This is a genomic window from Leuconostoc holzapfelii (assembly GCF_012396485.1).
GTDB classification, from domain to species: domain Bacteria; phylum Bacillota; class Bacilli; order Lactobacillales; family Lactobacillaceae; genus Leuconostoc; species Leuconostoc holzapfelii.
The window spans coordinates 181,147-206,766 of record NZ_JAAXPO010000003.1; the positions used below are offsets into that span (position 1 = coordinate 181,147).

At 45.0% G+C, this 25,620-nt stretch carries 22 protein-coding genes and 2 riboswitches; all 22 genes read left to right on the forward strand.

Features of this window, described 5'->3' with window-relative positions; genetic code table 11:
• Nucleotides 1–82: 82 nt before the first annotated feature.
• The 22 genes from HF966_RS03790 to HF966_RS03895 all read left to right on the forward strand — a co-directional run bounded on the left by HF966_RS03790 (nt 83) and on the right by HF966_RS03895 (nt 25,588).
• Nucleotides 83–760: a VTT domain-containing protein gene (locus tag HF966_RS03790; protein ID WP_168676398.1), complete on the forward strand. Its 678-nt coding sequence runs from the start codon at nt 83–85 to the stop codon at nt 758–760.
• A 37-nt stretch (nt 761–797) separates the two neighbouring features.
• Nucleotides 798–1,343 (forward strand): XRE family transcriptional regulator, encoded by a 546-nt coding sequence (locus tag HF966_RS03795; protein WP_168676400.1) that lies wholly within the window; start codon nt 798–800, stop codon nt 1,341–1,343.
• Nucleotides 1,343–2,719, forward strand: coding sequence for a nicotinate phosphoribosyltransferase (locus HF966_RS03800; protein WP_168676401.1), 1,377 nt, complete (start codon nt 1,343–1,345; stop codon nt 2,717–2,719). Before HF966_RS03795 ends, HF966_RS03800 begins: the two co-directional genes overlap by 1 nt.
• A 9-nt stretch (nt 2,720–2,728) precedes the next feature.
• Nucleotides 2,729–3,064, forward strand: a complete 336-nt coding sequence (locus HF966_RS03805; protein ID WP_168676403.1) for a hypothetical protein — start codon at nt 2,729–2,731, stop codon at nt 3,062–3,064.
• A gap of 58 nt (nt 3,065–3,122) precedes the next feature.
• Nucleotides 3,123–3,298: riboswitch (Lysine riboswitch) on the forward strand.
• Between the two features lie 119 nt (nt 3,299–3,417).
• Complete coding sequence (gene lysA, locus HF966_RS03810) at nt 3,418–4,725, forward strand: diaminopimelate decarboxylase (RefSeq protein WP_168676404.1); 1,308 nt, start codon at nt 3,418–3,420, stop codon at nt 4,723–4,725.
• A gap of 15 nt (nt 4,726–4,740) precedes the next feature.
• A complete protein-coding gene (gene dapD / locus HF966_RS03815; protein WP_168676406.1) occupies nt 4,741–5,448 on the forward strand; it encodes a 2,3,4,5-tetrahydropyridine-2,6-dicarboxylate N-acetyltransferase in 708 nt (235 codons plus the stop codon).
• Entirely contained in the window at nt 5,448–6,608 is a 1,161-nt protein-coding gene (locus HF966_RS03820) for an N-acetyldiaminopimelate deacetylase (RefSeq protein ID WP_168676471.1), read from the forward strand. The genes dapD and HF966_RS03820 overlap by 1 nt, the downstream gene beginning before the upstream one ends.
• Before the next feature lie 41 nt (nt 6,609–6,649).
• Nucleotides 6,650–7,528: a 4-hydroxy-tetrahydrodipicolinate synthase gene (gene dapA / locus HF966_RS03825; protein ID WP_168676407.1), complete on the forward strand. Its 879-nt coding sequence runs from the start codon at nt 6,650–6,652 to the stop codon at nt 7,526–7,528.
• Nucleotides 7,525–8,250, forward strand: a complete 726-nt coding sequence (dapB, locus tag HF966_RS03830) for a 4-hydroxy-tetrahydrodipicolinate reductase (protein ID WP_168676409.1) — start codon at nt 7,525–7,527, stop codon at nt 8,248–8,250. Before dapA ends, dapB begins: the two co-directional genes overlap by 4 nt.
• A gap of 71 nt (nt 8,251–8,321) precedes the next feature.
• Nucleotides 8,322–9,131 (forward strand): recombination regulator RecX, encoded by an 810-nt coding sequence (recX, locus tag HF966_RS03835; RefSeq protein ID WP_168676411.1) that lies wholly within the window; start codon nt 8,322–8,324, stop codon nt 9,129–9,131.
• A gap of 90 nt (nt 9,132–9,221) precedes the next feature.
• On the forward strand, nt 9,222–9,791 hold the full coding sequence (ntdP, locus tag HF966_RS03840; protein ID WP_010002498.1) for a nucleoside tri-diphosphate phosphatase: 570 nt from the start codon (nt 9,222–9,224) through the stop codon (nt 9,789–9,791).
• Between the two features lie 127 nt (nt 9,792–9,918).
• Nucleotides 9,919–13,455, forward strand: a complete 3,537-nt coding sequence (locus tag HF966_RS03845; RefSeq protein WP_168676413.1) for a PD-(D/E)XK nuclease family protein — start codon at nt 9,919–9,921, stop codon at nt 13,453–13,455.
• Nucleotides 13,433–17,161 carry a helicase-exonuclease AddAB subunit AddA gene (gene addA, locus HF966_RS03850; protein WP_168676415.1) on the forward strand — a complete coding sequence of 1,243 codons (3,729 nt, stop codon included), beginning with the start codon at nt 13,433–13,435 and terminating at the stop codon, nt 17,159–17,161. The genes HF966_RS03845 and addA overlap by 23 nt, the downstream gene beginning before the upstream one ends.
• A 5-nt stretch (nt 17,162–17,166) precedes the next feature.
• Nucleotides 17,167–17,853: a rhomboid family intramembrane serine protease gene (locus tag HF966_RS03855; RefSeq protein WP_168676417.1), complete on the forward strand. Its 687-nt coding sequence runs from the start codon at nt 17,167–17,169 to the stop codon at nt 17,851–17,853.
• Complete coding sequence (locus HF966_RS03860) at nt 17,853–18,059, forward strand: YqgQ family protein (RefSeq protein ID WP_168676419.1); 207 nt, start codon at nt 17,853–17,855, stop codon at nt 18,057–18,059. The genes HF966_RS03855 and HF966_RS03860 overlap by 1 nt, the downstream gene beginning before the upstream one ends.
• A 154-nt stretch (nt 18,060–18,213) precedes the next feature.
• Nucleotides 18,214–19,173 carry an ROK family glucokinase gene (locus tag HF966_RS03865; protein ID WP_168676421.1) on the forward strand — a complete coding sequence of 320 codons (960 nt, stop codon included), beginning with the start codon at nt 18,214–18,216 and terminating at the stop codon, nt 19,171–19,173.
• 160 nt (nt 19,174–19,333) lie between these two features.
• Complete coding sequence (map, locus tag HF966_RS03870) at nt 19,334–20,122, forward strand: type I methionyl aminopeptidase (protein ID WP_168676423.1); 789 nt, start codon at nt 19,334–19,336, stop codon at nt 20,120–20,122.
• Between the two features lie 15 nt (nt 20,123–20,137).
• Nucleotides 20,138–20,773, forward strand: coding sequence for a sugar transferase (locus HF966_RS03875; protein WP_168676425.1), 636 nt, complete (start codon nt 20,138–20,140; stop codon nt 20,771–20,773).
• The gene (locus tag HF966_RS03880) at nt 20,773–21,579 is read left to right on the forward strand and encodes a DUF4422 domain-containing protein (protein WP_246586651.1); all 807 of its coding nucleotides are present in this window, start codon (nt 20,773–20,775) and stop codon (nt 21,577–21,579) included. The genes HF966_RS03875 and HF966_RS03880 overlap by 1 nt, the downstream gene beginning before the upstream one ends.
• Before the next feature lie 141 nt (nt 21,580–21,720).
• On the forward strand, nt 21,721–22,917 hold the full coding sequence (glf, locus tag HF966_RS03885) for a UDP-galactopyranose mutase (protein ID WP_168676427.1): 1,197 nt from the start codon (nt 21,721–21,723) through the stop codon (nt 22,915–22,917).
• A gap of 97 nt (nt 22,918–23,014) precedes the next feature.
• The gene (locus HF966_RS03890; RefSeq protein WP_168676429.1) at nt 23,015–23,953 is read left to right on the forward strand and encodes a glycosyltransferase family 2 protein; all 939 of its coding nucleotides are present in this window, start codon (nt 23,015–23,017) and stop codon (nt 23,951–23,953) included.
• Between the two features lie 49 nt (nt 23,954–24,002).
• A riboswitch (purine riboswitch) is annotated at nt 24,003–24,097 on the forward strand.
• Between the two features lie 42 nt (nt 24,098–24,139).
• A complete protein-coding gene (locus HF966_RS03895; RefSeq protein WP_168676431.1) occupies nt 24,140–25,588 on the forward strand; it encodes an NCS2 family permease in 1,449 nt (482 codons plus the stop codon).
• Nucleotides 25,589–25,620 lie beyond the last annotated feature (32 nt).

The following is a 25,620-nucleotide window of genomic DNA, read 5'->3' on the forward strand; positions in this document are numbered from 1 at the left end:
TATGGTACACTTATTTTATTCTGAAAATAAAAATAGGAGAAACGGCTTAAACAAAAATTGTTGTTTAAGGCCAAACCGAGACATGTTTCTAATTGATTTCATCCTCCATATTGACGCCCATATTGCTTCCTTGGTGACTCAATTTGGACCTTGGACTTATTTGATTTTATTCGCCATTATTTTTATTGAAACGGGTGTGGTGATTATGCCGTTTTTGCCTGGTGATTCGCTCCTTTTTGCAGCTGGTGCCGTTGCGGCGACGCCGGCTGGTTTAGCTGCTGGGTTAAACCATTGGGTATTTATGATCCTATTCTTCGTTGCAGCACTAGCCGGTGACACTTTGAACTTCTGGATTGGTCGAACAGGTGGCTATAAGTTGGTGCAACATCCTTTTATCGGCCGTTTTATCAAGGCGCAACATATTCGCGAAGCCGAAGGCTTCTTTGAAAAGCGTGGGGCAATGGCGATTATTTTTGGCCGTTACATGCCAATTATCCGCACGTTTGTGCCATTTGTTGCAGGTATTAGCCAGTTCCCATTTAGCACATTCTTCAAAAATGCAGTGATTGCGGCATTTTCTTGGAGTTTAATTGCCACTGGGGCAGGATATATGTTTGGAAACATTCCTTTTGTCAAAGCCCATTTTTCAATCATTATTATCGGCATTGCCTTCGTGACGATCTTGCCATCAATCATTGGTATTGTCCGGTCGGCGATGATTAATCGACGCGCTAAAAAAATTGAAGCAAACGAAAAGTAAAGCTACCGTGAGGTAGCTTTTTTAGTATAATGAAACTATGAATAATCTAGAGAAATTACAACAATTAACCCATATTACGACCCAAGAAATTGCCGATGCCTTGGATGTGACACTGGCAGACGTGCAAGCCTGGCAAGACGATGTGCGTGTCCCAACAATTGCTGAACTGGAAGCGTTGGTGGGTATTTTTTCAAGTCAACTTGATGCACAAGGCATTGAGACGCAAACGCAGCCACACCCGATCCATATTCGTTTATCACTGGACTATTTGTTAAACCTAGGGCTGACCACTTCAGATTGGATTACGTTGAAGTGGGCCTTTGAAGGCCAGTGGCAAGGTGATAAACTCGCGGTTGGTTTTTTCCACAATGGCCAGTTAACACGATTGGTTACATCCGATTCGGAGTTTGTCGCGGCTTTTGCAGGCTATCTGATCTTGCAAACTGAAGGCGAATTTGAACCTTATATTGATGAATTCGATGATGATAAAGTCTATGATTGGCGCCTGTTGCGGTTGGCTGGCGAAACTTATCGTGATGTCACACGAGAACTCATTGCGACGGATCTACCGGAGATAAAATAATGACTGAAAACCTCATTTTGGCAACGGATGCTTATAAGTTGACCCATCACTTACAGTATCAAACGCAGTTGACGAAGCTCTATTCTTATGGCGAGGCCCGCGTTGGCGGACAAAATGAACAGGTGAGTTGGTTTGGCCTGCAAATGATTTTGCAGGCTTATTTTACACAGCCCATTACAGATGACATGATTGATGCGGCGGCCCGTGTCAGTGAGCTCACGTTTAACACGACCGCTTATTTTAACCGTGAAGTCTGGGAAAAAGTACGTGATTTAGGCTATTTCCCCGTGAAAATTAAAGCTTTACCAGAAGGTATGACAGTGCCGACAGGCAACGCACTTTTTACGATTGAATCCACTGCTGACTGGTTTGCCACCAGTTTAAATGTTTTAGAAGATGTGTTGATGCACGTTTGGTATCCGACAACGATTGCAACGAATTCCATGGGTATCCGTCAAAGATTGGCGCCCTTATTTGAAAAATCAGGGACACTTGCCAATTTGACAGTTGCGGTGAATGATTTTGGTTTGCGCGGCGCAACTTCTTTGGAAACGGCCAAGCGGGGTGGGGCAGCGCACTTGCTGCATTTTCAAGGGTCAGATAATCTCGCCGCCTCAGCCTATTTTGAGTCGGTCTATGGCGTACCTGGACGTGCGTTGTCAGTTTGGGCGACAGAACATTCAGTGGCCACAGCTTATGGTCCAGGATCTGGGGAATTCGATTATGTGAATGCACAACTTGACCGTGCCCCAGATGATGCGATTTTGTCCATTGTGATTGATTCATATGATGCGATTAACTTCGTTAAAAATGTGATAGGATCACCAGCAATTAAAGCACGCATTATGGCCCGGTCTGGGCGCATTGTCCTGCGGCCAGATTCTGGTGATCCGCAAACGATTGATTTAGAAGTTTTGGCATTGCTGGCCGACATTTTTGGGACAACGCAAAATGCCCAAGGCTATCGTGTCTTACAACATCAAGTTGGCATCATTCAAGGCGATGGGATGAAAGCAGACACCATTGTTGCCTTGTACGAAGCCTTACTTGCTGTTGGCTGGTCGGCCGATAATTTGGTAGTCGGTTCTGGTGGTGGGTTGCTACAAGAGGGATTTACACGTGACACAGAACGCTTTGCCATTAAAGCGGCTTACGCTGAGCTGGCTAATGGTCAGACAATCAATATTCAAAAAGTACCAAAGACAGATGCCTCTAAGGCGTCAAAAGCTGGTCTACTGAAAGTTATTAAGCGTGCGGGCCAGTTGGTCACGGTCGCCCAAAGTGAACCAGGGGAAGATTTACTCACCACTGTCTATGAAAATGGTGTTTTGGCCCCAGTGGACGGACAAGCGGTATTGGATCGTGCGAAATTGTGAGGTAACAAAGTGAATTACCAATTTAAGAAAGTACATGACTTGGCGACGGATGTCACCATTGAACAATTAGATGTGAAGGCTGCGGCACAAGCTTATCGCGACCGCCAACAACGTGAACGGCAACCAAAAAATGAAGTTAGCCAAGCACTCGTTGGCCATGGCGTGCAAGCACTGGGTACGGAAGCTGCTATCGGCAAAGACGAGCGACTGGTGCAAGTCCAGGCGTTGTTTAATGGTGGGATGACGAGTTACATCGATTTAGCTTTTGAAATGAATCTTGCTGAATCGACGATTCAGAAGTATGGCAAAATTTTAGGGTTAACCTTCATTGACACTGAATATTAAATTAAAAATTTGACATTTTAAAAACCGTAAGTTATTATAATAACATCATAAAAATTAAATTTCACATAGAGGTTGCGATTGACATGAGTCGCTTATCTGAATTGTTGTAGCAATTGGGAGGATAAGTTAAAGGGGATATTGCCGAAATGCGCTGATGCTGCAAAGTCAGTTCGTTGGGCTAATGGTTAAGAACTATTAGACTGTCGTTAGAAATAACGGTGAGCTATGGAAACTGTCAAAAATGCGACCTTTTAGCAGCCTTTTGTCCGTGACCATGTCTCGAACAAAGGGCTTTTTATGTTGTGAAAATGAGGTAACCAAAGGGATGCGGTCGGCCGAGCTGGAGAGGGTATATGAACTATTCAACGAATGCACAAGCACATTTAACAATTGATGGCGTCGACGCCATTACACTGGCAAACACTTATGGGACGCCGCTGTATGTCTATGACGTCTCAAAAATTAGACAAACAATGCGGGCATTTAAAGCAATTTTTGAACGTGAGCAGGTGCCATACGTTGTCAGTTATGCTTCCAAAGCTTTTTCCACAAAAGCGATTTACCAAGTTGCACAGCAGGAAGGCATTCATGCTGATATTGTGTCTGGCGGGGAGTTATATACTGCACTCGCTGCTGGCTTTAACCCTCAGCATTTAAGCTTTAATGGGAACAATAAGAGTTGGGAAGAACTAACATTGGCGGTGACAAAGGGTGTTGGGACGATTATTGTGGATAATTTTCTAGAGTTGCAATGGCTCGGCGGGATTACAGCCGCTCACGGTGTTAAACAAAACATCTTGCTGCGGATCTCACCGGGCATTGCTGCCCATACCCATGAGTTTATTAGCACCGGCCAGCAAGATTCAAAATTTGGTTTTGACTTGCTCACTGGTCAGGCAAAGCGAGCATTTGACTTGGCAACGCGCGATAACAACTTGACGTTACGTGGCTTGCATGCGCATATTGGGTCGCAAATTTTTGATGTCACAGGGTTTGAAAAAAACGCCGCTCTTCTCGCCGACACAGCGCATCATTGGGGCTGGGAACCAGAAGTGATTAATGTTGGCGGTGGGTTTGGTATCCGCTATACCAATGACGACACGCCGCTACCTGAAAGTGCGTATGCTGCGGCAATTATTCAGACATTAAAAGCCAAGGCGGACGCCTTTGGTTGGCAGATGCCAGCTATTTGGATTGAACCAGGTCGGTCAATTGTTGGGCCAGCGGGGCAAACGTTATATACCATCGGCGCACGCAAAGAAATTCCAGATTTACGGACGTATTTAGCAGTTGATGGTGGGATGGGCGATAATATACGGCCGGCACTCTATCAGGCAAATTACGATGCCGTTTTGGCAAACAATCCCAATGCACCAACAACAGAGGTGGTGCGTGTTGCAGGCAAATATTGTGAATCAGGCGATGTCTTAGTTTGGGAACAAGCGTTACCACATACGCAGCCTGGTGATATCTTATCAGTGCAAGCCACTGGGGCCTATGGTTATGCCATGGCCTCAAATTATAATCGCAACCCGCGCCCTGCAGTTGTCTTTGTAGAAGATGGGGGCCATCAACTTGTCGTTGAACGGGAAAGCTATGCGGATCTTGTCGCGCTAGATCGTGACTATGAATTGGCAAGCGCACCACAAACAGAACAATAATGAGGAAGAAATGACATGACAACAACACAAAACGCAGCAGAAGAATTAATCGCTTTTATTGCCAATGCAAAGAAAGTGACCCCTGTGAAGGTGACTTATAAGGGCGTATTATCTGGCGAAATTCCGGCAACGGTTCAGCAATTTGGGGGTGTTTCTTTTGGTCAACTTGTTGGTGATTGGTCGGATGTGGCGCCATTGATTGCAGATTTACCAGCGGAAAATGTTTACATTGAAAATGACGCCCGTAATTCAGCGGTTCCTTTACTCGATAAGAAAGCGATCAATGCACGTATTGAGCCTGGTGCGATTATTCGAGACCAAGTCACGATTGGTGACAATGCGGTGATTATGCTTGGCGCCGTGATTAATATTGGTGCTGAAATCGGTGCAGGCACGATGATTGATATGGGTGCCGTGCTTGGCGGCCGGGCTATTGTTGGTGAAAATGCGCATATTGGTGCTGGTGCTGTTTTGGCGGGTGTGATTGAACCTGCTTCCGCAGAACCTGTTCGTGTGGGCAACAATGTTTTGGTGGGGGCCAATGCCGTGGTGATCGAAGGGGTTCAAATTGGCGATGGCGCGGTCGTTGCGGCCGGGGCTATTGTCACTAAAGATGTCCCGGAAAATACCGTTGTTGCTGGCGTGCCGGCTAAAGTCATCAAAACAATTGACGCTCAAACACAACAAAAGACGGCGTTAATTGACGCTTTGCGAGGCTTATGATGCATGATCTATCAGACACGACAGCAGATGAACTACGCACCCTTCGTCGGGCACTGCATGGCATACCAGAGCTGGCTCTAGAAGAATACCAAACACATGCTTATTTGTTAGCACAAATCAAGGCTTGGCAAAACGATACGATGAGGATTCGGACTGTTGCAGATTTGCCCACGGCCATTTTGGTGCGCATTCAAGGGTCGGCACCAAAGCGTACGATTGGCTATCGTGCAGATATCGATGCACTGCCAGTCACGGAAGCAACAGGCTTACCCTTTGCGTCAAAACATCCAGGAAAAATGCATGCCTGTGGCCATGACGTTCACATGAGTATTGCGTTAGGTTTAGTGCACTATTTTAGCACGCATCAGCCAAAGGACAATCTCATTGTATTCTTTCAACCAGCAGAAGAAGCCTTGAGCGGTGGCAAGTTAGCCTACGACATGGGGTTATTTACTGGCGAATGGCGGCCTGATGAGTTCTATGGCATTCACGATCAGCCTGCCTTGCCAGCTGGGACATTAAGTACGCGGATTGGCACATTATTTGCTGGTACGGCCGAAATGAAAGTGACGGTACATGGACAGGGTGGGCATGCGGCCTATCCACACCTGGTGAAAGACCCTATTGTTGCCGCAGCCGAACTCATTGTACAATTGCAAACTGTTGTCTCACGTGGCGTTGACCCCATCCAAGGTGGTGTGGTGAGTATTGGGGTGATTCAAGGTGGTTTCGCCAATAACGTCATTCCTGATGCTGTTCATTTTGAAGGCACAGTGCGCAGCATGACGAAAACTGGGCTTGAACACATGCTAGCGCGGATTCGTCAAATCGCTGCCGGTGTGGCGCTCAGCAATGATTTGGACGTGACAGTTGAATTGGAAAGTGGCAGTTATTTGCCAGTTGAAAACGATGCTTTGCTGGCTCAACAAGTCATCGACTTTATGCAAAATTCAGATCAGATTGCCTTTACACTAGCTAAGCCAGCGATGACAGGGGAAGATTTTGGTTATTTGTTACAGCACATTCCAGGCGTGATGCTTTGGCTTGGTGTCAATGATACACATCCACTGCACAGTCCAGAATTGCGTATTGACGAGGCAGCCTTGTTGCCTGGATTCATGGCGTTAAAAGATTTTATCCTGTGGCGTATGGCACAGTGAGTTGATACGAAGTTTACACAATAAAATTTGAGGGAAAAGTTATGTATGAAAATATTCATCTGATCACCGCAATTGTTACCCCGTTTACAAGCGCTGGTGCGATTGATTATCCGGCACTTGATCGCGTGATTGATCATTTACTTGCTCATGGGACGCAAGGCTTGGTCATTGCTGGGACGACTGGGGAGTCACCGACATTGACGCATGATGAAAAGCTGGCGTTAACGATGCATGTGGCGAACTATGTTGGGGATCAAGTCTTGTTAATTGCCAATGCCGGGACGAATAATACCGCCGAATCAGTTGAAAATGCGCGTGAATTGAGTGCAATTCCGGGTATTGATGCTATTTTAGCGGTAACACCATACTATAACAAGCCCAGTCAAGCAGGGATGATTGCTCACTTTCAAGCGATTGCCGATGCCGCAACACAACCGGTGATGTTATATAATATCCCTGGTCGTTCGGCGGTTGGCCTGACCGTGGCAAGCGTTGTGCAATTGGCAAAACACCCAAACATTAATGCGATTAAAGAAACGACTTCTGCAGAATATATCGGCGCCGAAGTGGAATTAACCACAGCAGAGGATTTTGCCGTTTATACCGGAGAAGATGCCCAAACCTTGGCGGCATTTAGTTTAGGTGGCGCTGGGACGATTTCTGTCGCCTCACATATTTATGGTGATGACATGGCAGCGCTTTTTGAAGCCATGATGGCAGGAGATTGGCGTCATGCCGGTGTGTTGCAACGCCGCTTGACCCCAAAAATGCAAGCCTTATTTGCCTTTCCATCGCCAGCGCCTGTCAAGGCTAAGCTGGCTGAACAAGGGTTGATACAAGATGTTGCGCGCTTGCCAATAGTACCGTTATCTGAAAGCGAACGCGAGAGATTGAATCAGTTATTGGAGGGAAATGTATGACACGTGTGATGATTGCCGGTGGTTTTGGCAAACTTGGCTTGGCAATTCAAGCAGGCCTTGAAAATTCAACATTTGAAATTGCTGGGATCCTAAGTGGCCGACCGCATGATAGTGCGTATCCGGTCTGGACTGAATTGACAGCAATTGACCAAACGGCCGACATTTTTTTGGACGTCAGTACGCCAGCAACGGTTTATGAAAATGCACTGTGGGCAATCGCACACGATATGGCTGTGGTGATTGGTGCGACTGGGCTGACCGATGCGCAAATCACCGATTTAGAAGCCCGGGCAACACGCGGGGTACTGATTGTTCCTAACTTTAGCTTATCAGCAGTACTACTGATGCAGCTGTCAGAATTAGCTGTGCGTTATTTTCCCGATGTGGAAGTTGTTGAAGCACATGACGCGAGAAAAATTGATGCCCCGTCTGGGACGGCTGTCCTAACGGCCAAGCGCATTGCCGCTGCAAGACAGCAAGCACCTACGCCAACGTCAGATGATGCTGCCCGCGGAGAACGGATTGCAGATGTGCCAGTACATGCCTTACGCTTGCCAGGGTATATCGCCCAACAAACTGTCTATTTTGGTGGGCTTGATGAACAGTTAACCTTGACACAAAGTACCACGAGTCGGGCAGCGTTTGTCCCAGGTGTTTTGCGTGCGTTACAAGGGGTTATGACCCTTGATGGCTTAAAAATTGGCTTAGAGCATGTCCTCTAAAACCACCCACTTGCTGGTGCTTTTTTGGCATCTTTTTAGCAATTCCAATCTGGATTGCGTACAATAGTGATATGAAAAAAATCACGAAAATATCAACCCAGAAGCAAGCCGGTCGTTATAGTATTGAATTAGACCAAGTCTTTGCTTTTGGGGTGGCAGAGAGTGTCTTAATCAAGTACGGCTTAGCCAAAGGCCGTGAGTTAGATGATGCCTTAATTGCGCAAATTAAATACGACGATGCGGTGGCTAAAGCATTTAACGTGGCGTTAAATTATTTAGGCCATGCGCTGCGAACGGAAAATCAAATCCGTATGAAGTTAAAAGAAAAGTCAGTTGAAGACGCCATTCAGGATGAAGTTGTGACACGCTTAAAAACGTTGGGTTATGTTGATGATTTAAATTATGCCAACCATTTTGTGGCCACAAAAAAACGCTTATCGCCTAAGGGGCCAACTGCCGTTGGGATCGCGTTACAACAAGCTGGTGTGGCGCAAGGCGTCATTGATCAAGCATTAGCTACCTATACTGTGGCTGATCAGTTAGCGATTGGTGAAAAATTAGCGTATAAGTTAGCGGCTCGATATCAAAGAGAAGCATCCCGCGCAAAGCAACAAAAAATCGTGCAAGGCTTAGCCCAAAAAGGGTTTAGCTTCGACATTGCGCAAGCGGTTGTTGCGCAACTTAATTTAGCCAATGATGGTGAAACGGAACGGGCGAACGTGACACGTCAAGCTGAAAAATTAGCGTATCGTTACCGAAATGAAACCACGCAAGCGCGCCAATATAAAATAAAAAGCAAACTTTACGCTAAGGGCTTTTCGGCTGAGTTAATTGACGAGGTTTTGCCTCAAATTGCTGCGCCAGCGGAATATGTGGATTAGGCCAAGAACAAGGCGTTGCGGAGTCTATCATTTACTCGTGATATTTGGTACAATAAAATAGCATTCGGTGTTAGAAGAGTAGGTACGATCATGAGTTTTGATAAGTCAAGTCGCGGGCCGCGCGAAGGTGATTTCATCACGATCAAAAGTTACAAGCATGACGGCTCGTTGCATCGAACTTGGCGCGATACCATGGTCTTAAAAACCAGTGAAAACGCGATTATTGGATTAAATGACCATACTTTGGTAACTGAAGATGACGGGCGGCGTTGGGTCACGCGTGAACCCGCAATTGTCTATTTTCACAAAAAGTATTGGTTTAATATTATAGCCATGATTCGTGATAACGGTGTGTCGTATTATTGTAATTTGGCGTCACCTTTTGTCCTAGACAAAGAGGCGTTGAAGTATATTGATTACGACTTAGATGTCAAAGTTTTCCCCGATGGGGAAAAGCATTTATTGGACGCTGATGAATATGCGGCGCACAGTAAAAAATGGCATTATCCACCAGAAATCGATAAGATTCTGAAGGCACATGTTAAAATTTTGGTTGACTGGATCAACGAAGGTACGGGCCCTTTTTCACAAGGATATGTCGATGTCTGGTACACAAGATACCAGCATTTGATGCAACAGCGGCTAAAAGATCGTCGTTGATAAATCAAAAAGCACGTCAGTTCTGACGTGCTTTTTTGTATGATAAAATAGATTTGATGAAAGTGCCATATATCATGCATCGAATTGGTTGACCTGATTGATGCAGGAATCTTGAAACGAGGCGACAATGGCTGTAACAATTTATATGAATCAAGCACAGACAGATTTTCGGGCGGCCTTATTGGCAGATGCGAAAGCAAAGCTTGCCAAAGACCCTGCGTTAACAATATATTACATTGTGCCAAACCACATTAAATTTGATAGTGAAGTGGCTGTGTTAAAACGGCTTGCCCAGTTAAACGGTTTTGATCCAGCCAATGAACAGTATGCTCAAAGTCGTTTGCAAGTCTATTCATTGACGCGTTTAGCGTGGGCGCTATTAAAAGATTTGCCGATGCAGCAACCTGATTTAATTCAAGAGACGGGCTTATTTATCCTGGTCTCTGATATTTTGCGAGAGTATGCGGCACAATTGCCGATTTTTGCACGCATGCAAGCTAAGCGTGGGTTTGTTGCGGCACTGGTGACACAACTTGTTGAATTGCGGGCAAGCCGAATTACCCCACAAGATCTTTTGGCGATTTTAAATCAAACCACTGATGATCAGACATTTTTGGTGCAGACATTGTCGGCCAAATTACGTGATTTGGCGATTGTCGCCGATGCCTTGGCTGAAAAAATGGGTTCGGACCGACTGACTGCGCGGGAAATCTTGCCGTTTTTAGCAACGCAGTTGGCGCAGGATCCACTTAGTCATGTGGCATTTTATTTTGAAGGCTTTAACGGCTTTACGAGTGCGGAGTTACAAGTTGTTCAGCAATTGATTTGGCAGTATCCAGTGACATTGGGTATGTTGGGCAACGCGGACCAGTTAGGGGAACAACAACCGGGTGATGTATTTTATAAGCCAATGGCAACGGCCCAAGCATTACTATATTTGGCAAGACAAGCGGATCAAATGGCGCAAGTGATCCAACCTGTCCAGAAGCGCACCCTGCAAACGACCAATGACCAGCTATTGACGGCTTGGACACACGTGGGGGAGTATCGGCCATATCAGCCAACACAACCGGCAACGGCCTTTGCCGTTTTTGCTGCTGAAAATCCAATTGTCGAAATTCAAGAAGTCGGGCGGCGCATTCGGCGTTTATTACTAGCTGACCCCTCGCTGCATTTGCGGGATATTTTGATCTTAGCTCGTGACTTAACGCCATATACCGATCACATCCCTGAAGTCATGGCTCAACTTGAGCTGCCATATTTTTTGGACGCGGATCAAAAGATGGCGAATCATCCGCTTGTGGAACTCTTGCTTAATTTGTTAGTGCCAACCAATGAACGGCTGCAATATCATAACGTGATGGCCATTTTAAAGACCAGTCTATTGCGTCCAACACAAGATCAACACTTGGTGCCGGAAGCAGAATTTTTTGATGCGGTCAGTTATTTTGATAATTACCTCTATGCTAATCGCCCGTTTGAGTCACGCTGGCGTAATTTTGACCAGCCGTTTGCACTGTTTACCGTTGCAGCAGATGAGCAAGATGACGAAGCGACATTAGCCCAAGCCGATCAACAGATTAATCGCCGGATTGAGACCTTGCGCCACTTTATTCTCAATGCATTTGATGACCTTCAGGCTCGATTTGATTCGGCCAAAACAATTCGCGAAGCCGCGACAAGTTTAGTTATTTGGTTGCAAAAATATCATGTCACGGATGCAATTATGGCACAGCGCGATGCGTATCTTGCAGCAGGCGACCTCAATCGTTCGCGACAGGGTAGTGAAGTCTGGCAGTTGTTTACCACGACACTGGATGAATTCGTCGCGCTGGATGGTGATCATGTATTTGATCTCACTGAATTCAAGACGATTTTAACCGCCGGTTTTTCGGGGGCAAAATTTTCGGGGATTCCGAATAATTTAGATCAATTAACCATTTCAGAAGCTGGGATTGTGCAAAGTAACCGTTATCGCCATTTGTTTTTCATTGGTGGGACACGGACCAATTTACCGGCGCAAGCAAAAACTACGGCGTTAATTAATGATGCTGAACGTCTAATTGTACAACCAGCGCTGCAAGCAGGTGACCAAGCCAAGTATTTGCAAAATACTGCGCAACAACAAATGGCCGAAGAAAACTTATTGTTTTATGGGGCTTTGGCGTCAGCCACAGATTCGGTGACCCTCGCTTATCCGGTTTTAGACGCTGCAGGGAAAATCGCTGATATGTCACCGTTTTATCAGCGTTTAGTGGCAGTATTTAAGCCGACAGTTGAGAAAATAACACGCGAACCAGCGGACAGTACCGCCTTAATGACCCGGTATACCAGTACGCCACGGGCCACTTTGTCTGAGTTGGTTAAAATTTTGCCAACACAGCATCAAACCGCGGCATTTAAAGCAATGCAAAATGCCATTCAAGTAACGCAAGCTGACCGGCTCGAATGCGTTTTGTCAGCCCCAAATTATCGCAATCAATCAGTTACATTACGCCCTGAATTTGTTCAGGCGTTGTTTGGGCAGCAATTAAATGTGTCAATTTCACAGTTGGAAAGTTATTACAACAATCCATTGGCTTATTTTTTGCAATACGGTCTGCGACTAAAAGAACGCTTAACAAATGAGTTAAATGTTGCACAAACTGGCACACTCTATCATGCCGTGTTAGAAAACGTGATGCGCGCGCTCATTACAAAAAACGTGAGCTTACGGGATATGACGACCGGGGACCTCATGGCTTTAGTGACCACAGCCATGCAGGAACAATTGGCCTTGCCAGCCTATCAATTGTTAGCAAGCAGTGGCAAAATGCGGGCGACACGAGATAATTTACAAGCAATCAGTTTACGATTGATGACGAATTTACAACGTGCTGCCCGCGCGAACCTTTCGCAACCACAAGCAGTGGAACAACTTTTTGGTTTCCCAGGCAAAAGTACGCTGCCGGCCCTAGAATTTTCGGGGCAACGGGGGAAAATTCGTGTTCGTGGTAAAATTGATCGCATAGATCGGCAGGACCCACATGGAGAATTTGGGACGATTATTGATTATAAATCAAATGGCAAACGATTTGATTGGGCACAGGCTTTTGATGGTTTGCAAATGCAATTATTGACCTATTGGCAAGCAGCGCAAGTTAATGCTGAGGCGCTGGGTCTTGAAGCTATCGGTGGGGCGTTTTTTGCAAAAATTGCCACTGAAAAGCGTGCGATTGCGGATTTTAAAGGGGATGTTAATGCGTTACTTGCCGGTGAGGTACAACCCGATGTCTTCAAATATCGTGGTCTATTTGTATCTGAGGAAAATTATCTCGACCAATTAGAAACGTTAGATGCCGGCGAGGCAGCCATTTTCTATCAGTTGGCCAAAAAAGCCGATGGCGCCTTGTATACCAATAGTGATTTTGTGACAGCAGATGATTTTGGTCTGTTGTTGGAGCGAAATAGTGAAAACATCACGCGTGCTGGGGATCTGATTTTAAATGGCGAGTTTCCCCTGATACCGACACAAGGCAGCTTACGTTTCACCCCCTATGCTGATATTTTACGGTTTGACCGCTCGTTGGGTGATCAATATCGGCCGGAATCCCCAAAAGGTAAAGACGCGATTTTAAAAATTTTGCAAAAGGAGACCGATCATGAGCACGACATTCACCGCTAATCAGCAACGCGCCGTAGACGATTCAGGCCATAATATTTTAGTCGCTGCCTCGGCTGGTTCAGGCAAGACGACAGTTTTAATTGAACGCCTCATTCAAAAAATTCTGGGCGGGGCCAGTGTGGCTAATTTTCTGATTGTGACTTTTACCAATGCAGCCGCGCAAGAAATGCGCGAACGTTTGGAACTTGCCATCGAAAAGCGTCTAGCGACTGCTGATGCCACGACGAAGCGCTTTCTTCAGGAACAGCTTTTATTGTTACCTGCTGCTAACATTTCAACGATTGATGCTTATGCGTTACGTTTAATTGAAAATTACTATCATGTGATTGGCCTTGACCCACAATTTCGGTTATTGTCGGATACGGCCGAGCGCGATATGTTAAGGCAAGACGTCTTGACACAAGTATTGGCTGATTTTTATGAAGAAACCCATCCGCAACATGATGCGTTTTTAGCGCTGGTCACGAATTTTGGACAGCCAGGTAATGATGACGCGTTACAACAAATCGTCTTAAAACTCGCTGACTTTGCTGAAGCACGCCCAGATGGGACAACCTGGTTGTCACATCTCACTGATAATGGGTGGGATTTTTCGGCCGACATGACAACCTCAGCGATGTATCGGACACATATTTTACCAGTCGTTGACGGCGTCATCACGCCGCTTTTAGCTGCTGTGCAGGAAGTACAGGCGATGCTTGGTGGGGTACCCGAACTTCAAAAAACGACGCAGGCTTTTGCGGACTTACACGATTATCTCCGCCAATGTCAAATAGTGGCTTCGGCGGGTGAGTGGGATGCTTGCCGTCAAATCTTGCGTGAACCGCCGAAAGTCCGCTTAGAAACAAAAGCCAGCAAAGGGGTGAAGGATGAGCCAGAGCTACTGGCAATTTTAGCCCAAGCCACGGCCGTCAAAAATCAGGTCGTAGGGGCAAAATCGGAAATGAAGCCGTTGATTGATACGTTTTTCCGTTTTGATCAAGCCCAATGGCAAACCATTACCGCAGCATCACAACAATTGGTCACCACGTTAGTTTTAGTGACACAAACCTTTCGATCGGCCTTTACTGCGACAAAACGGGCAGAAAAACTGGTTGATTTCCCGGACTTAGGGGCACTCGCGTTAGACATTTTAGCCGATTCGCAGACACGACAAACAATCAGCAGCCAATTTGATGAAATTTTGGTTGATGAGTATCAAGACATTAACCAACTCCAAGAAACCCTGTTAACCCAAGTATCAAATGGGCATAACATGTATATGGTTGGGGATGTGAAGCAAAGTATTTATGGTTTTCGCCAAGCAGAACCAAGTCTTTTTACGCAAAAATATAAACAATTTGCAGCGACGGACAATCATGACCAGCGGATTGAATTAGCTGATAATTTCCGCTCACAAAATAATGTCACCCAAATGACCAACTTAATTTTTACCCAATTAATGGACGAACAACTGGGTGACATTGCCTATCTCGGTGAAGCTAAACTGGTGCCAAAGGCGGCTTATCCAACGACGGTCCCACCGGTTTTTGATGTAACGATTATCACCAAATCAGCCCATACCGTCACAGATGACGAAGAGGCAACGGATGCTGATCCGGTGGCAGCCTTTGAACAACGGCAAGCGCAATATGCTCAGCTTGCGGCCAAAATTCTGGCCTTGCGGGAAACAACGATTTATGACCGGAAAGCGGAACCAGCGGGGATGCGACCGGTGCAATATGGGGATATTGCGATATTAACCCGGTCAAAAGCTGGCTACATTGATTTAGTGACGGCTTTGCGAACAGCTGGTATTCCCGTGCAGGTTGATGCAGTCGGAAACTATTTCCAAACGATGGAAGTCTATTTAATGCTCGATGTGCTTCGAGCCGTTGATAATCCGCACCAAGACATTCCCTTGGTGGCTGCTTTACGCTCACCGCTGTTTGGATTAGATGAAAATGACTTAGCAGCAATTCGACTGGCTGATCAACAACATGATTACTGGACGGCGTTGACAACTTTTGCCAAAACCAACGTGACCGCCCAAAAAATTGTGACGCAATTTGAACAATGGCATCAACTCGCGAGTCAAAATGATCTCGTCACTTTGATTTGGACAATTTTTGATGATACGGCTTGGTTAGATTATGTTGCTGGCATGCCAGGTGGGGCACAACGCCAGGCTAATTTACATGCGTTGTATGCGTACGCACGAACATATCAAGAGAACACGCATGCGGGGCTTTTCCGGTTTGTGCGTTATATTGAGCAATTACAACAAAATGATGGACAATTAGGCGAAGCGCCGCAAGAAGCGGATGCACAGGCTGTGCGCATTATGACGATTCATGCGTCAAAGGGCTTAGAATTTCCAATTGTTTTTATCCCAGAATTTGATAAGGTATTTAATACCAAAGACCTTTCGGGTCAGGTTCTGATTCAAAAAAATGCCGGCATTGGGATTGAGTATCTACAACCAGATGCCTTGGTATCTATGCCATCGTTAGGAAAACTGATTGTGCAGCAAGCCCTAAAACGGCAAAGTTGGTCAGAAGAAATGCGGTTGCTATACGTGGCTTTGACGCGAGCAGAGCAACAATTACATCTGATTGGGACCGTCCGGGTGGATGAGAACGGACAAAGTACCAGACTGCAAACGTTATGGCAGCGAGCGAAAACGGCAACTGGCCAGTTTATAAGTGAAGACCTGCGCTTGTCTGCGAAGTCGTACTTAGAGTGGTTAATCCTCACATTGGCCCGAACGCAGCAAGCCACGTTAGAATCCTGGCTAGGAGATGGCGACAAGCCACGACTACTTGGTCCTGAAACACCGCAAGACGGGGAATTGACGGTTAACTTAATCGCTGAAACGACGATTGAGTCACCAACGCAGGTTACAACACCGATCACAAATGCACGAACTTCCAGTCCAGACTATACCCAAGCTGATTTTAATCAAGCCCAAGCGATGCTGGATTATGACTATCCGCACCTTGACGCGACACAAACGGCTGCCTACCAATCAGTGAGTGAATTAAAACGGCTATTTGAAGATCCTGATGAGGCACAAATGGTGACCTTAACACTTGGTGAAGATGGTCAAGTCAAGCCAGCACATGCCTTGGTGGCACCAGACTTAGCGTTGCCAACGTTTATGATTGATGGCTCGCAAAAACCATCGAGCGCGGCGATTGGCACGGCAACTCACTTGGTTTTGCAATTGCTCGATTTATCCAAACCTCAAACGTTACAAACACTGACCGCACTTCGTGATGATTTAGTGGCGCATGGCCGGATATTGCAGGCAGTTGCTGATTTGATCAACTTAGATCAAATTTTAAGTTTCCTAGCGACACCCTTTGCTCAGCGACTCATGCAGCACAGGGACACGTTGACCCGTGAGGCCACATTTGCCATGATTATCCCAGCCAATCGTATTTACCATGGTTTGACGGATTCAGCGCCAGTTTTGGTGCATGGGATTATTGATGGTTATTTTATAGATGAAGCAACCAGGGCGATTACCATTTTTGATTACAAGACAGACTATATTCGGCCTGATCGCCAAACAGAAGATTTGGCGCGATTGGCGCAGCGTTATCGTGGCCAATTGCGCTTGTATCAGACGGCGTTACAACAAGAATATCCAGACTATACGTGCCATGAACCACAATTAATTGCTTTGAGTGTTGGCCGCGTTGTCCGATTAGGTGTACAATAGGTGGCATGATTACGGCGCTACAACAACAATTTAAGAAAGCACCTGTGACAGTCAGTCTGGTTTTGCTCACGTCAGTCGTGTTTGTGATTGAATTGGCGGTCGGACATGGTCAAACATCTAGCGGGCAACTACTCGTTGGCTTAGGGGCCAAGTGGGGGCCATACATCGCTGGCTACCACCAATATTGGCGGTTAGTGATGCCAATATTTTTACATGCAGGTTGGTTGCATATCTTCACTAACATGTTGACCCTATGGTTTATTGGCCCGCTTGCAGAAACTGCCTTTGGGCACCGAAAATTTTTAGGACTCTACCTTTTTGGGGGTGTGGTGGGTAACATCTGGTCTTACCTTTTTGCACCTTTGACAGTGTCGGTGGGGGCCTCGACAGCGCTTTTTGGCTTGTTTGGTGGGTTACTCATTTTTGCGAGCCAATTTCGTCACGATCCACAAATACGCGCGCAAGGGACAACCATGCTACTTTTTGTGGGCTTGAACTTGGTTTCTGGGTTTGCGGCAAATGGTGTGGATATGTGGGGGCATATTGGCGGCTTATGTGGGGGCATGCTATATGCTGGCATGTTTGGCTTTTATGGCCAATCGGGGCGTTTGCCCATCCCAATGCGCTTGACTTTGGCAGGCGTCAGTGTGGTGTTGCTTATCCTGACTTATTTAGCTAAAGGGGGCTTTTGATGAAAAATTTCTATGATATTTTGACGTATCTCAAAAACTTTGGGGTGTACATTCATGTTGGCAAGCGGCTATGGGATATTGAGGTTGCGGCGTTAGAGGTGGACAATCTCTATAAAGCTGATATCATCGACGCCAAACAATACGCCACAATGAAAGTCATCTTGGCCCATGAGCATGAACAAGAAGTTCGTGTGCCGAGCGACTAGGCGTGATGAAAATTATTTTGAAAACTATGAAAACGCTTGCATGTTGCAAGCGTTTTCTGTTAGAATAGATGGGTAATAAATTTCTTAGGAGGAAACGTGTGTACTTTGGGCGCCTTGCAACGGCCCCTGATTACGGGTACATACGCCAAAAACAATGGCTAAAGATAAGCTCATCGGTGTTGACCTTGGTGGGACAACAATTAAATTTGCAATCTTGACTGATGCAGGTGAAATCCAACAAAAGTGGTCAATCAAAACAAACATTTTTGATGAAGGCGCGCACATCGTTCCTGATATTATCGATTCTATCAACCATCACTTGGATTTGTACCAATTGGACCGCGAACGCGTGATTGGCATTGGCATGGGCACACCGGGTACGGTTAACCGTGACAAGGGAACAGTCACGGGTGCATTCAACTTGAACTGGAAGACAGAACAAAACGTGAAGGCCGAAATCGAGGCTGGTACGGGCTTCTCTTTGACATTGGATAACGATGCGAACTCAGCTGCGCTTGGTGAAGCCTGGAAGGGTGCCGGAAATAATGATGATGAAGTTTCATTTGTGACATTAGGCACTGGTGTTGGTGGCGGCTTGGTTGCTAATGGTCAATTGATCCACGGCACTGCTGGTGCTGGCGGTGAAGTTGGACATATGATTGTTGAACCAAATGGTTACTTGTGCACATGTGGCAACTATGGCTGCTTGGAACAATATGCCTCAGCAACCGGGGTCGTGCATTTAGCACAAGACTTAGCTGAAGAATATGTTGGGTCATCAAAGTTAAAGCAATTGATTTCTGACGGTGATGAAGTAACTTCAAAGATTGTCTTTGATTTGGCTAAAGATGGCGATTTCTTGGCAAACGAAGTGGTTGACAAGGTCGCTTATTACCTTGGTTATGCAACGGCAACTATGTCAAATATTTTGAACCCATCTGCTGTTGTGATTGGCGGTGGTGTTGCTGCAGCTGGTGAGTTCTTGCGCGCCCGCGTTGAAAAGAGCTGGCAAACATTTGCTTTCCCAACGGTCCGTAACTCAACGCGCGTGAAGTTAGCCGAATTGGGAAATGATGCCGGTGTTATTGGCGCCGCATCATTGGCCCGCGCCTAATTTTTTGCACCTATTGTCCACCTAAAGACAACCGTTTGGTTGTCTTTTTTACACTCTCTTTAATAATTCATGCTTAAAAGCTTAAAAAAAGGTATAATGAATAGTAATTCTTGTTACGTAACATACCATAACTGTATTTTTTGAAAGAAGACTTTGAAACATGATTACTTTGAAATCACCACGAGAAATTGAAGCGATGCGCCAATCAGGTGCAATCATTGCAGGCATGCATCATATGCTTCGTGATTTAATTCAACCAGGTATTGATACTTGGGAAATTGAAACTAAGGCACGTGAATATATCGAGCGTCATGGTGGTGTCCCTTTACAGATTGGTTATGAAGGTTTTAAATACGCCACGACAATTAGCATTAACAATGAAGTCGCTCATGGCCTGCCACGTAAAGGATTAAAGTTAAAAAATGGTGATTTAGTGAAGGTCGATACGGTGGTTGGACTGAATGGTGCCGTATCAGATTCTGCTTGGTCTTATGCAGTTGGTGAGGTCTCACCTGAAGTTGAACAATTAATGGCTGTGACCAAAAAAGCCATGTACCTTGGTATTGATCAAGCGCTTGTCGGTAATCGCATTGGTGATATCGGACATGCGATTGAACAATATACCGAAGTTGAACATGGTTATGGTGATGTCCGCCAATATATTGGTCACGGCGTGGGGCCAACAATGCATGAAGATCCACAAGTCCCACACTACGGTAAGCCGGGACATGGTGTCCGTTTGCGTGAGGGGATGGTCATTACGATTGAACCAATGATTAACCTTGGTGGCTGGGAAGTAGAAACCGACGACACAGAAGCTGATGGTTGGACAGTTACCACACTTGATGGCTCTTGGTCGGCACAATATGAGCATACCTTGGCAATCACAAAAGACGGCCCAAAAATCTTGACGAGTCAAGATCCAGAGTTTGACGCAAAATATTTGTAAAAGTGAGTTGGAAAATTGAAAATTAAGCCAAAACATCAATCATATTTAATTGCAAAACGGCTAATCGATATCGTTTTTGCATTACTAGGATTGATTGTACTGTCGCCGATATTTTTGATCGTATATATTTTATTGAAAGTTGATCAGCCAAAGTCGCCTGCATTTTTCAAGCAACAACGGGTTGGTCGCTATGGCAAAACATTTGATATTTATAAATTTCGTTCAATGGTCCCCAATGCAGAAGAAATTTTAAAATCTGATTCGGCACTGTATGAAAAATATGTCGCTAATGGGTATAAGTTACCGACAAAAGAAGACCCACGGATTACAAGGCTGGGGGCCTTTTTGCGCCGGTCAACAATTGATGAATTACCGCAATTTTGGAACATGCTCATCGGAGATATGAGCTTAGTTGGTCCGCGGCCAATTGTTGCTGAGGAATTAAAAGAATATGGGGATCAGGTCGATTTGTTTTTGTCTGTGAGACCAGGTGCGCTTGGTCTCTGGCAAGCTAGTGGCCGCTCATTGATTGAGTATCCAGAACGTACCCAAATCGAATTAGAATATGTTGCAAACGCCGGCTTTTTTTATGACATTAGTATTGTCTTTCGAAATGTCATTGCCATCTTTAAATCAAAGGGCGCTTATTAATGGCAGCAAAGGATTCGGGTATCACGATGGAAAACATTCAAATTTTAGTTGCAGCACACAAAATAGTCCCTATGCCACAACAGGCCATGTACGTACCGATTCAAGTTGGCGCTGCATTGTCATCGACGCAATTTCCTGAATTTACTCAGGATGATAGCGGTTCGGGCCCTAATATTTCTCAAAAAAATCCGTATTTCAATGAGCTGACCGCAATTTATTGGGCGCGCCATAATAGTGATGCGGATGTTATTGGTTTAGTGCACTATCGTCGTTTTTTTTCACAGACGCGCCAGAAAAATTTAAGCAAAATTTTGAACGCGACGCAATTGCAATCGTTGCTGGAAAAAACGGCTGTGATTGTACCAAAGAAGCGCCGATATTGGATTGAATCTAGTGCTTCACATTACCGCCATGCGCATCATGAAATGCCGCTTGATGTTTTGCGCGAAGTCATTGCAACGCAACAGCCGGAATACTTGGAAGCTTTTGATCGGAATATGGCGCGCACTTGGGCACATATGTTTAACATGTTTATTATGCGGCGTGAAATTTTTAATGCCTATGTTGACTGGTTATTTGACATTCTTTTTGCGGTTGAAGCCCGTATCCAAGAAGATGTTGAGACATGGGATGGTTATGAACAACGGGTTTATGGTTTTTTGAGTGAACGGTTACTTGATGTCTGGCTGGAGCAAAACCAGATTGCCTACACAGAAGTGCCGGTGGTGTTCATGGCCAAGCAAAATTGGTTACTTAAAGGTGGCCGGTTTGTGGCGCGAAAAATAGGGATTGGACGCCGTCAGTAAACTTTCAGTTTAACGGGTAAATCATGAAACATAATTATGCTATAATACATATTGAGTGAATTTTTGCTTGAATGAGAGATGTTAAAATGTTTTTGTGACCAATCGGTGAACGCAAATTGCGATCAAATCAATGGAGATATAATGACAAATAAATTTAATACAAAAAATTATGATTACTTAGTTGTTGGTGCTGGACCTTTTGGTATGATTTTTGCCTACGAAGCTGCAAAGCGTGGCAAAAAATCCCTCATCGTAGAAAAGCGCCCATATATTGCTGGTAACATGCATACCCATACCGAACATGGTATTACAGTGCATGATTTCGGTGCCCACATTTTCCATACAGACAATAAAGAAGTCTGGGATTATATTCGACAATTTGCTGAATTCAATGGTTATCAAAACCAAGTCGTGGCCAATTATAATGGGACGCTTTATAACTTGCCATTTAATATGAATACCTTTTATCAAATGTGGGGGACTAAAACACCTGCTGAAGCACAAGCTAAAATTGATGAACAAAAAGCATTAGCCTTAGCTGATTTAGGTGATCGTCAACCACGTAACTTGGAAGAACAAGCGATTTCATTAATTGGAACAGATATTTACGAAAAACTCATCAAGGGCTATACGGAAAAGCAATGGGGTCGTCCGGCAACGGAACTACCAGCTTTTATTATTAAGCGTTTACCCGTCCGTTTCATCTATGATAACAATTACTTTAATCACCGTTACCAAGGCATTCCAGTGGGTGGTTATACCCAAATCTTTGAACAAATGTTGGCGCAATCAGAAGGTTTGATCGATGTTTTGACAGACACTGACTTTTTTGATCACAAAGACACTTTGTTGGCTGAGTTCCCTCGTGTATTATATACAGGCATGATTGATCAATTCTTTGATTATAAGTTTGGCGAATTAGAATATCGTTCATTGCGTTTCGAACATGAAGTTGTCGATTCTGATAATTATCAAGGCAATGCAGTGATTAACTATACAGATGCAGAAACACCTTATACTCGTGTGATGGAATGGCGTCATTTTGATGGCTTGGCTGATGAAGGCAAGACGATTATCACACGTGAGTACCCACAAGAGTGGAACCGTTCTAAGGAAGCTTATTATCCAGTCAACGATGACAAGAACACCCAAATTTATAAGCAGTATGCAAAAGAAGCCCGTGCTAACCACCCAGAAATTATTTTTGGTGGTCGCCTAGGTAAGTATCGTTACTTTGATATGGATCAAGTGTTTAACGACGCGCTGAACACAGTACGTGAAGAATTTGATATTGCGACAGATTTCAACTTTGCACACGACCAGACATCACTGAATTAACTGTTATTGGTTCTTGAGTTAGCGGATGCATACATTTAATTAGACGGCGACGTCTTTTTTTAATTTTCTATGTTTAATTGGTAAAGAGGGAAAAGTTATGAGTGAACCAAAAGTAAGCGCGGTAATTGTAACCTATAACCGCTTACCTTTATTAAAAGAAGCCATTCAAAATGTTTTGGCCCAGGACACAACTGCCTTGCAGCATTTAATTGTGGTGAATGGGGCAAGTACGGACGGGACCCAAGATTATTTAGCGACAATCAACGACCCACGCGTCATTGTTGAAAACCTAGCCCAAAATCTCGGTGGTGCGGGTGGCTTTAATTGGGGCATTCGCCAATTTATTGAAAAAACATCAGATGATTATGTTTGGCTCATGGACGATGATTCCATGCCAACGCCCACGGCGTTAACAAAGTTACTTGATTTATTCGCCTCGCACCCAGCGGGGTGGGCGGCCAGCAAAGTGGTTTGGACGGATGGTAACTGGTCAAAAATGAATGTGCCGGCCCCAATTCAAGGTACAGCAAAAACGTTGTTACATGACCAGACCCAATGGTTACCGATCAAACAAGCAACATTTGTGTCGACCATTTTTTCTCGTGAAGTCATTGCCCAAATTGGACTACCGCAAAAGGAGTATTTCATTTGGGGTGATGATATTGAATTTACGCAACGTGCAACACAGGTGAGTGATGGCTATTTTGTGCGTGATTCTATTGTTGTGCATGCGAGTCAAGCCAACCCAAAACCTGGCGATATTGTAGGCGAATTGGATGAAGCGCGTTTACCCCGATATCATTTCGAATATCGCAATCGGATATTGACCTCGCGCCGACGCCACGCAGTCCTCAAACTTTTAAAAACGTTTGTCCACACTGGTTTGGATTTTTTGAAAACATTAGTGTTGCCTGGTGTTCATTTTCGTGGCCGTAAATTAAAAATTATCTTGCAAGGTACTTATCAAGGTGTCAGATTTCAGCCGGCAATTGAATATGTGACAAGCCCTGGGGAAGACGCCAAAATAAATGATTAATGAGAAAATAAATTCGCTGTTGCTAAGCGTAATATTTGAGTGTTAAACTGTTATATATTAAAAAATACGTGATATAGTGTCGGATAATGGCCGACTGTCTCTAGCCAACACCAATGTTGGACTATCACAAATGCGGAATCTGCCGATCATTTGTGATAGGCAGATTTTTGCGTTTAGGAGAGTAAGATGTTGAAGTTTTTTAAGCTCAAGGAAAATAAGACGACGGTCCGCCGTGAAGTTTTGGCGGGGATCACGACGTTTGTATCCATGGCCTATATTTTCTTTTTGAATCCTCAGATTCTTGGTCAAGCAGGTATTCCTAGCCAGGCCGTCTTTTTGGCAGCCATATTGGTGGCTGTTTTTGGGACATTGTTTATGGGATTGTTTGCCAACGTCCCATTTGCGTTAGCCCCAGGAATTGGCATGCAAGCGTATTTCACCTATACAATTGTATTTGGTTTTGGATTTTCATGGCAGCAAGCCTTAGCGATTGTTTTCTTGGTTGGCCTGGTTGATATTGTGATTACACTATCGCATGGTCGTCGCGCGATTGTTAAAGGCATTCCAGTGGAATTAAAGGCAGCCATTGGTGGTGGAATTGGTATGTTTGTGACCTATATTGGGTTGAAAAATGCGGGTTTCATCAACTTCTTAGTTGATGGTGCTAACATTAAGACCGTCAATGATCAGGCCTACACGGGTAAAGCAACTGGCGCAATCCACTCGCTTTTGGCCAATGGTGGTGTGACACCTGAATTGACAAAGTTTAATGAACCAGCTGTTTTGTTAGCGCTCATCGGCTTTATTTTGTTGGTTATTTTGGTGATGCGCCGCGTGCCTGGGGCATTTTTGATCACACTCGTGGCAACGACGTTAATCGGTATTCCCATGGGCGTGACCAATACGCACATTCAACCTGGTTCATCTGTTGGTTCAGCTTTTCACCAACTTGGTGGCGTTTTCGGTCAAGCGTTTGGCGCACAAGGCATGGGGAGTTTATTTACCGACTGGCATCATGCCTCACTCGCCATCGTGACAATTTTTGCCATGGGCTTGACAGGCTTGTTTGATGCCATTGGTACCCTGATTGGTATTGGTAACCAAACGGGTATTTTCTCTCAAGCTGATACCAAAGCTTTTGAAGAAAACAATGGCTTTAATTCTAAAATGGATCGTGCATTGGTTGTGGATACGTTTACTACAGCTTTTGCCGGTATTGCGGGGACATCGAATACGACGACATTTATTGAATCAGCTGCTGGGATTGCCGCAGGTGCCCGGACAGGATTAGCCAACATTGTGACAGCGCTAGGTTTTGGTCTGATGGTGATTTTTGCGCCGTTGGTTAGTGTGATTCCTTCAGCAGCGACCGCACCTTTACTCATTTTAGTCGGTATCATGATGATGGGTGAATTCAAAAAAATTGCCTGGGAAAACTTAGAAGTGGCCATTCCAGCCTTCTTTACTTCAGTGTTTATGGCCTTTTCATATTCAATTTCATACGGCATTGCTGCAGGATTTATCTTCTTTATCATCGTGAAGGTTGCCTTAGGTAAGTTTAAAGAGATTTCACCAGTACTTTTGATTGTGTCGCTGTTCTTCTTAATCAACTTTATTGTTTTGGCTGTGATGTAATCAACACGTTGAATCTCATAAAAAACCGCCGT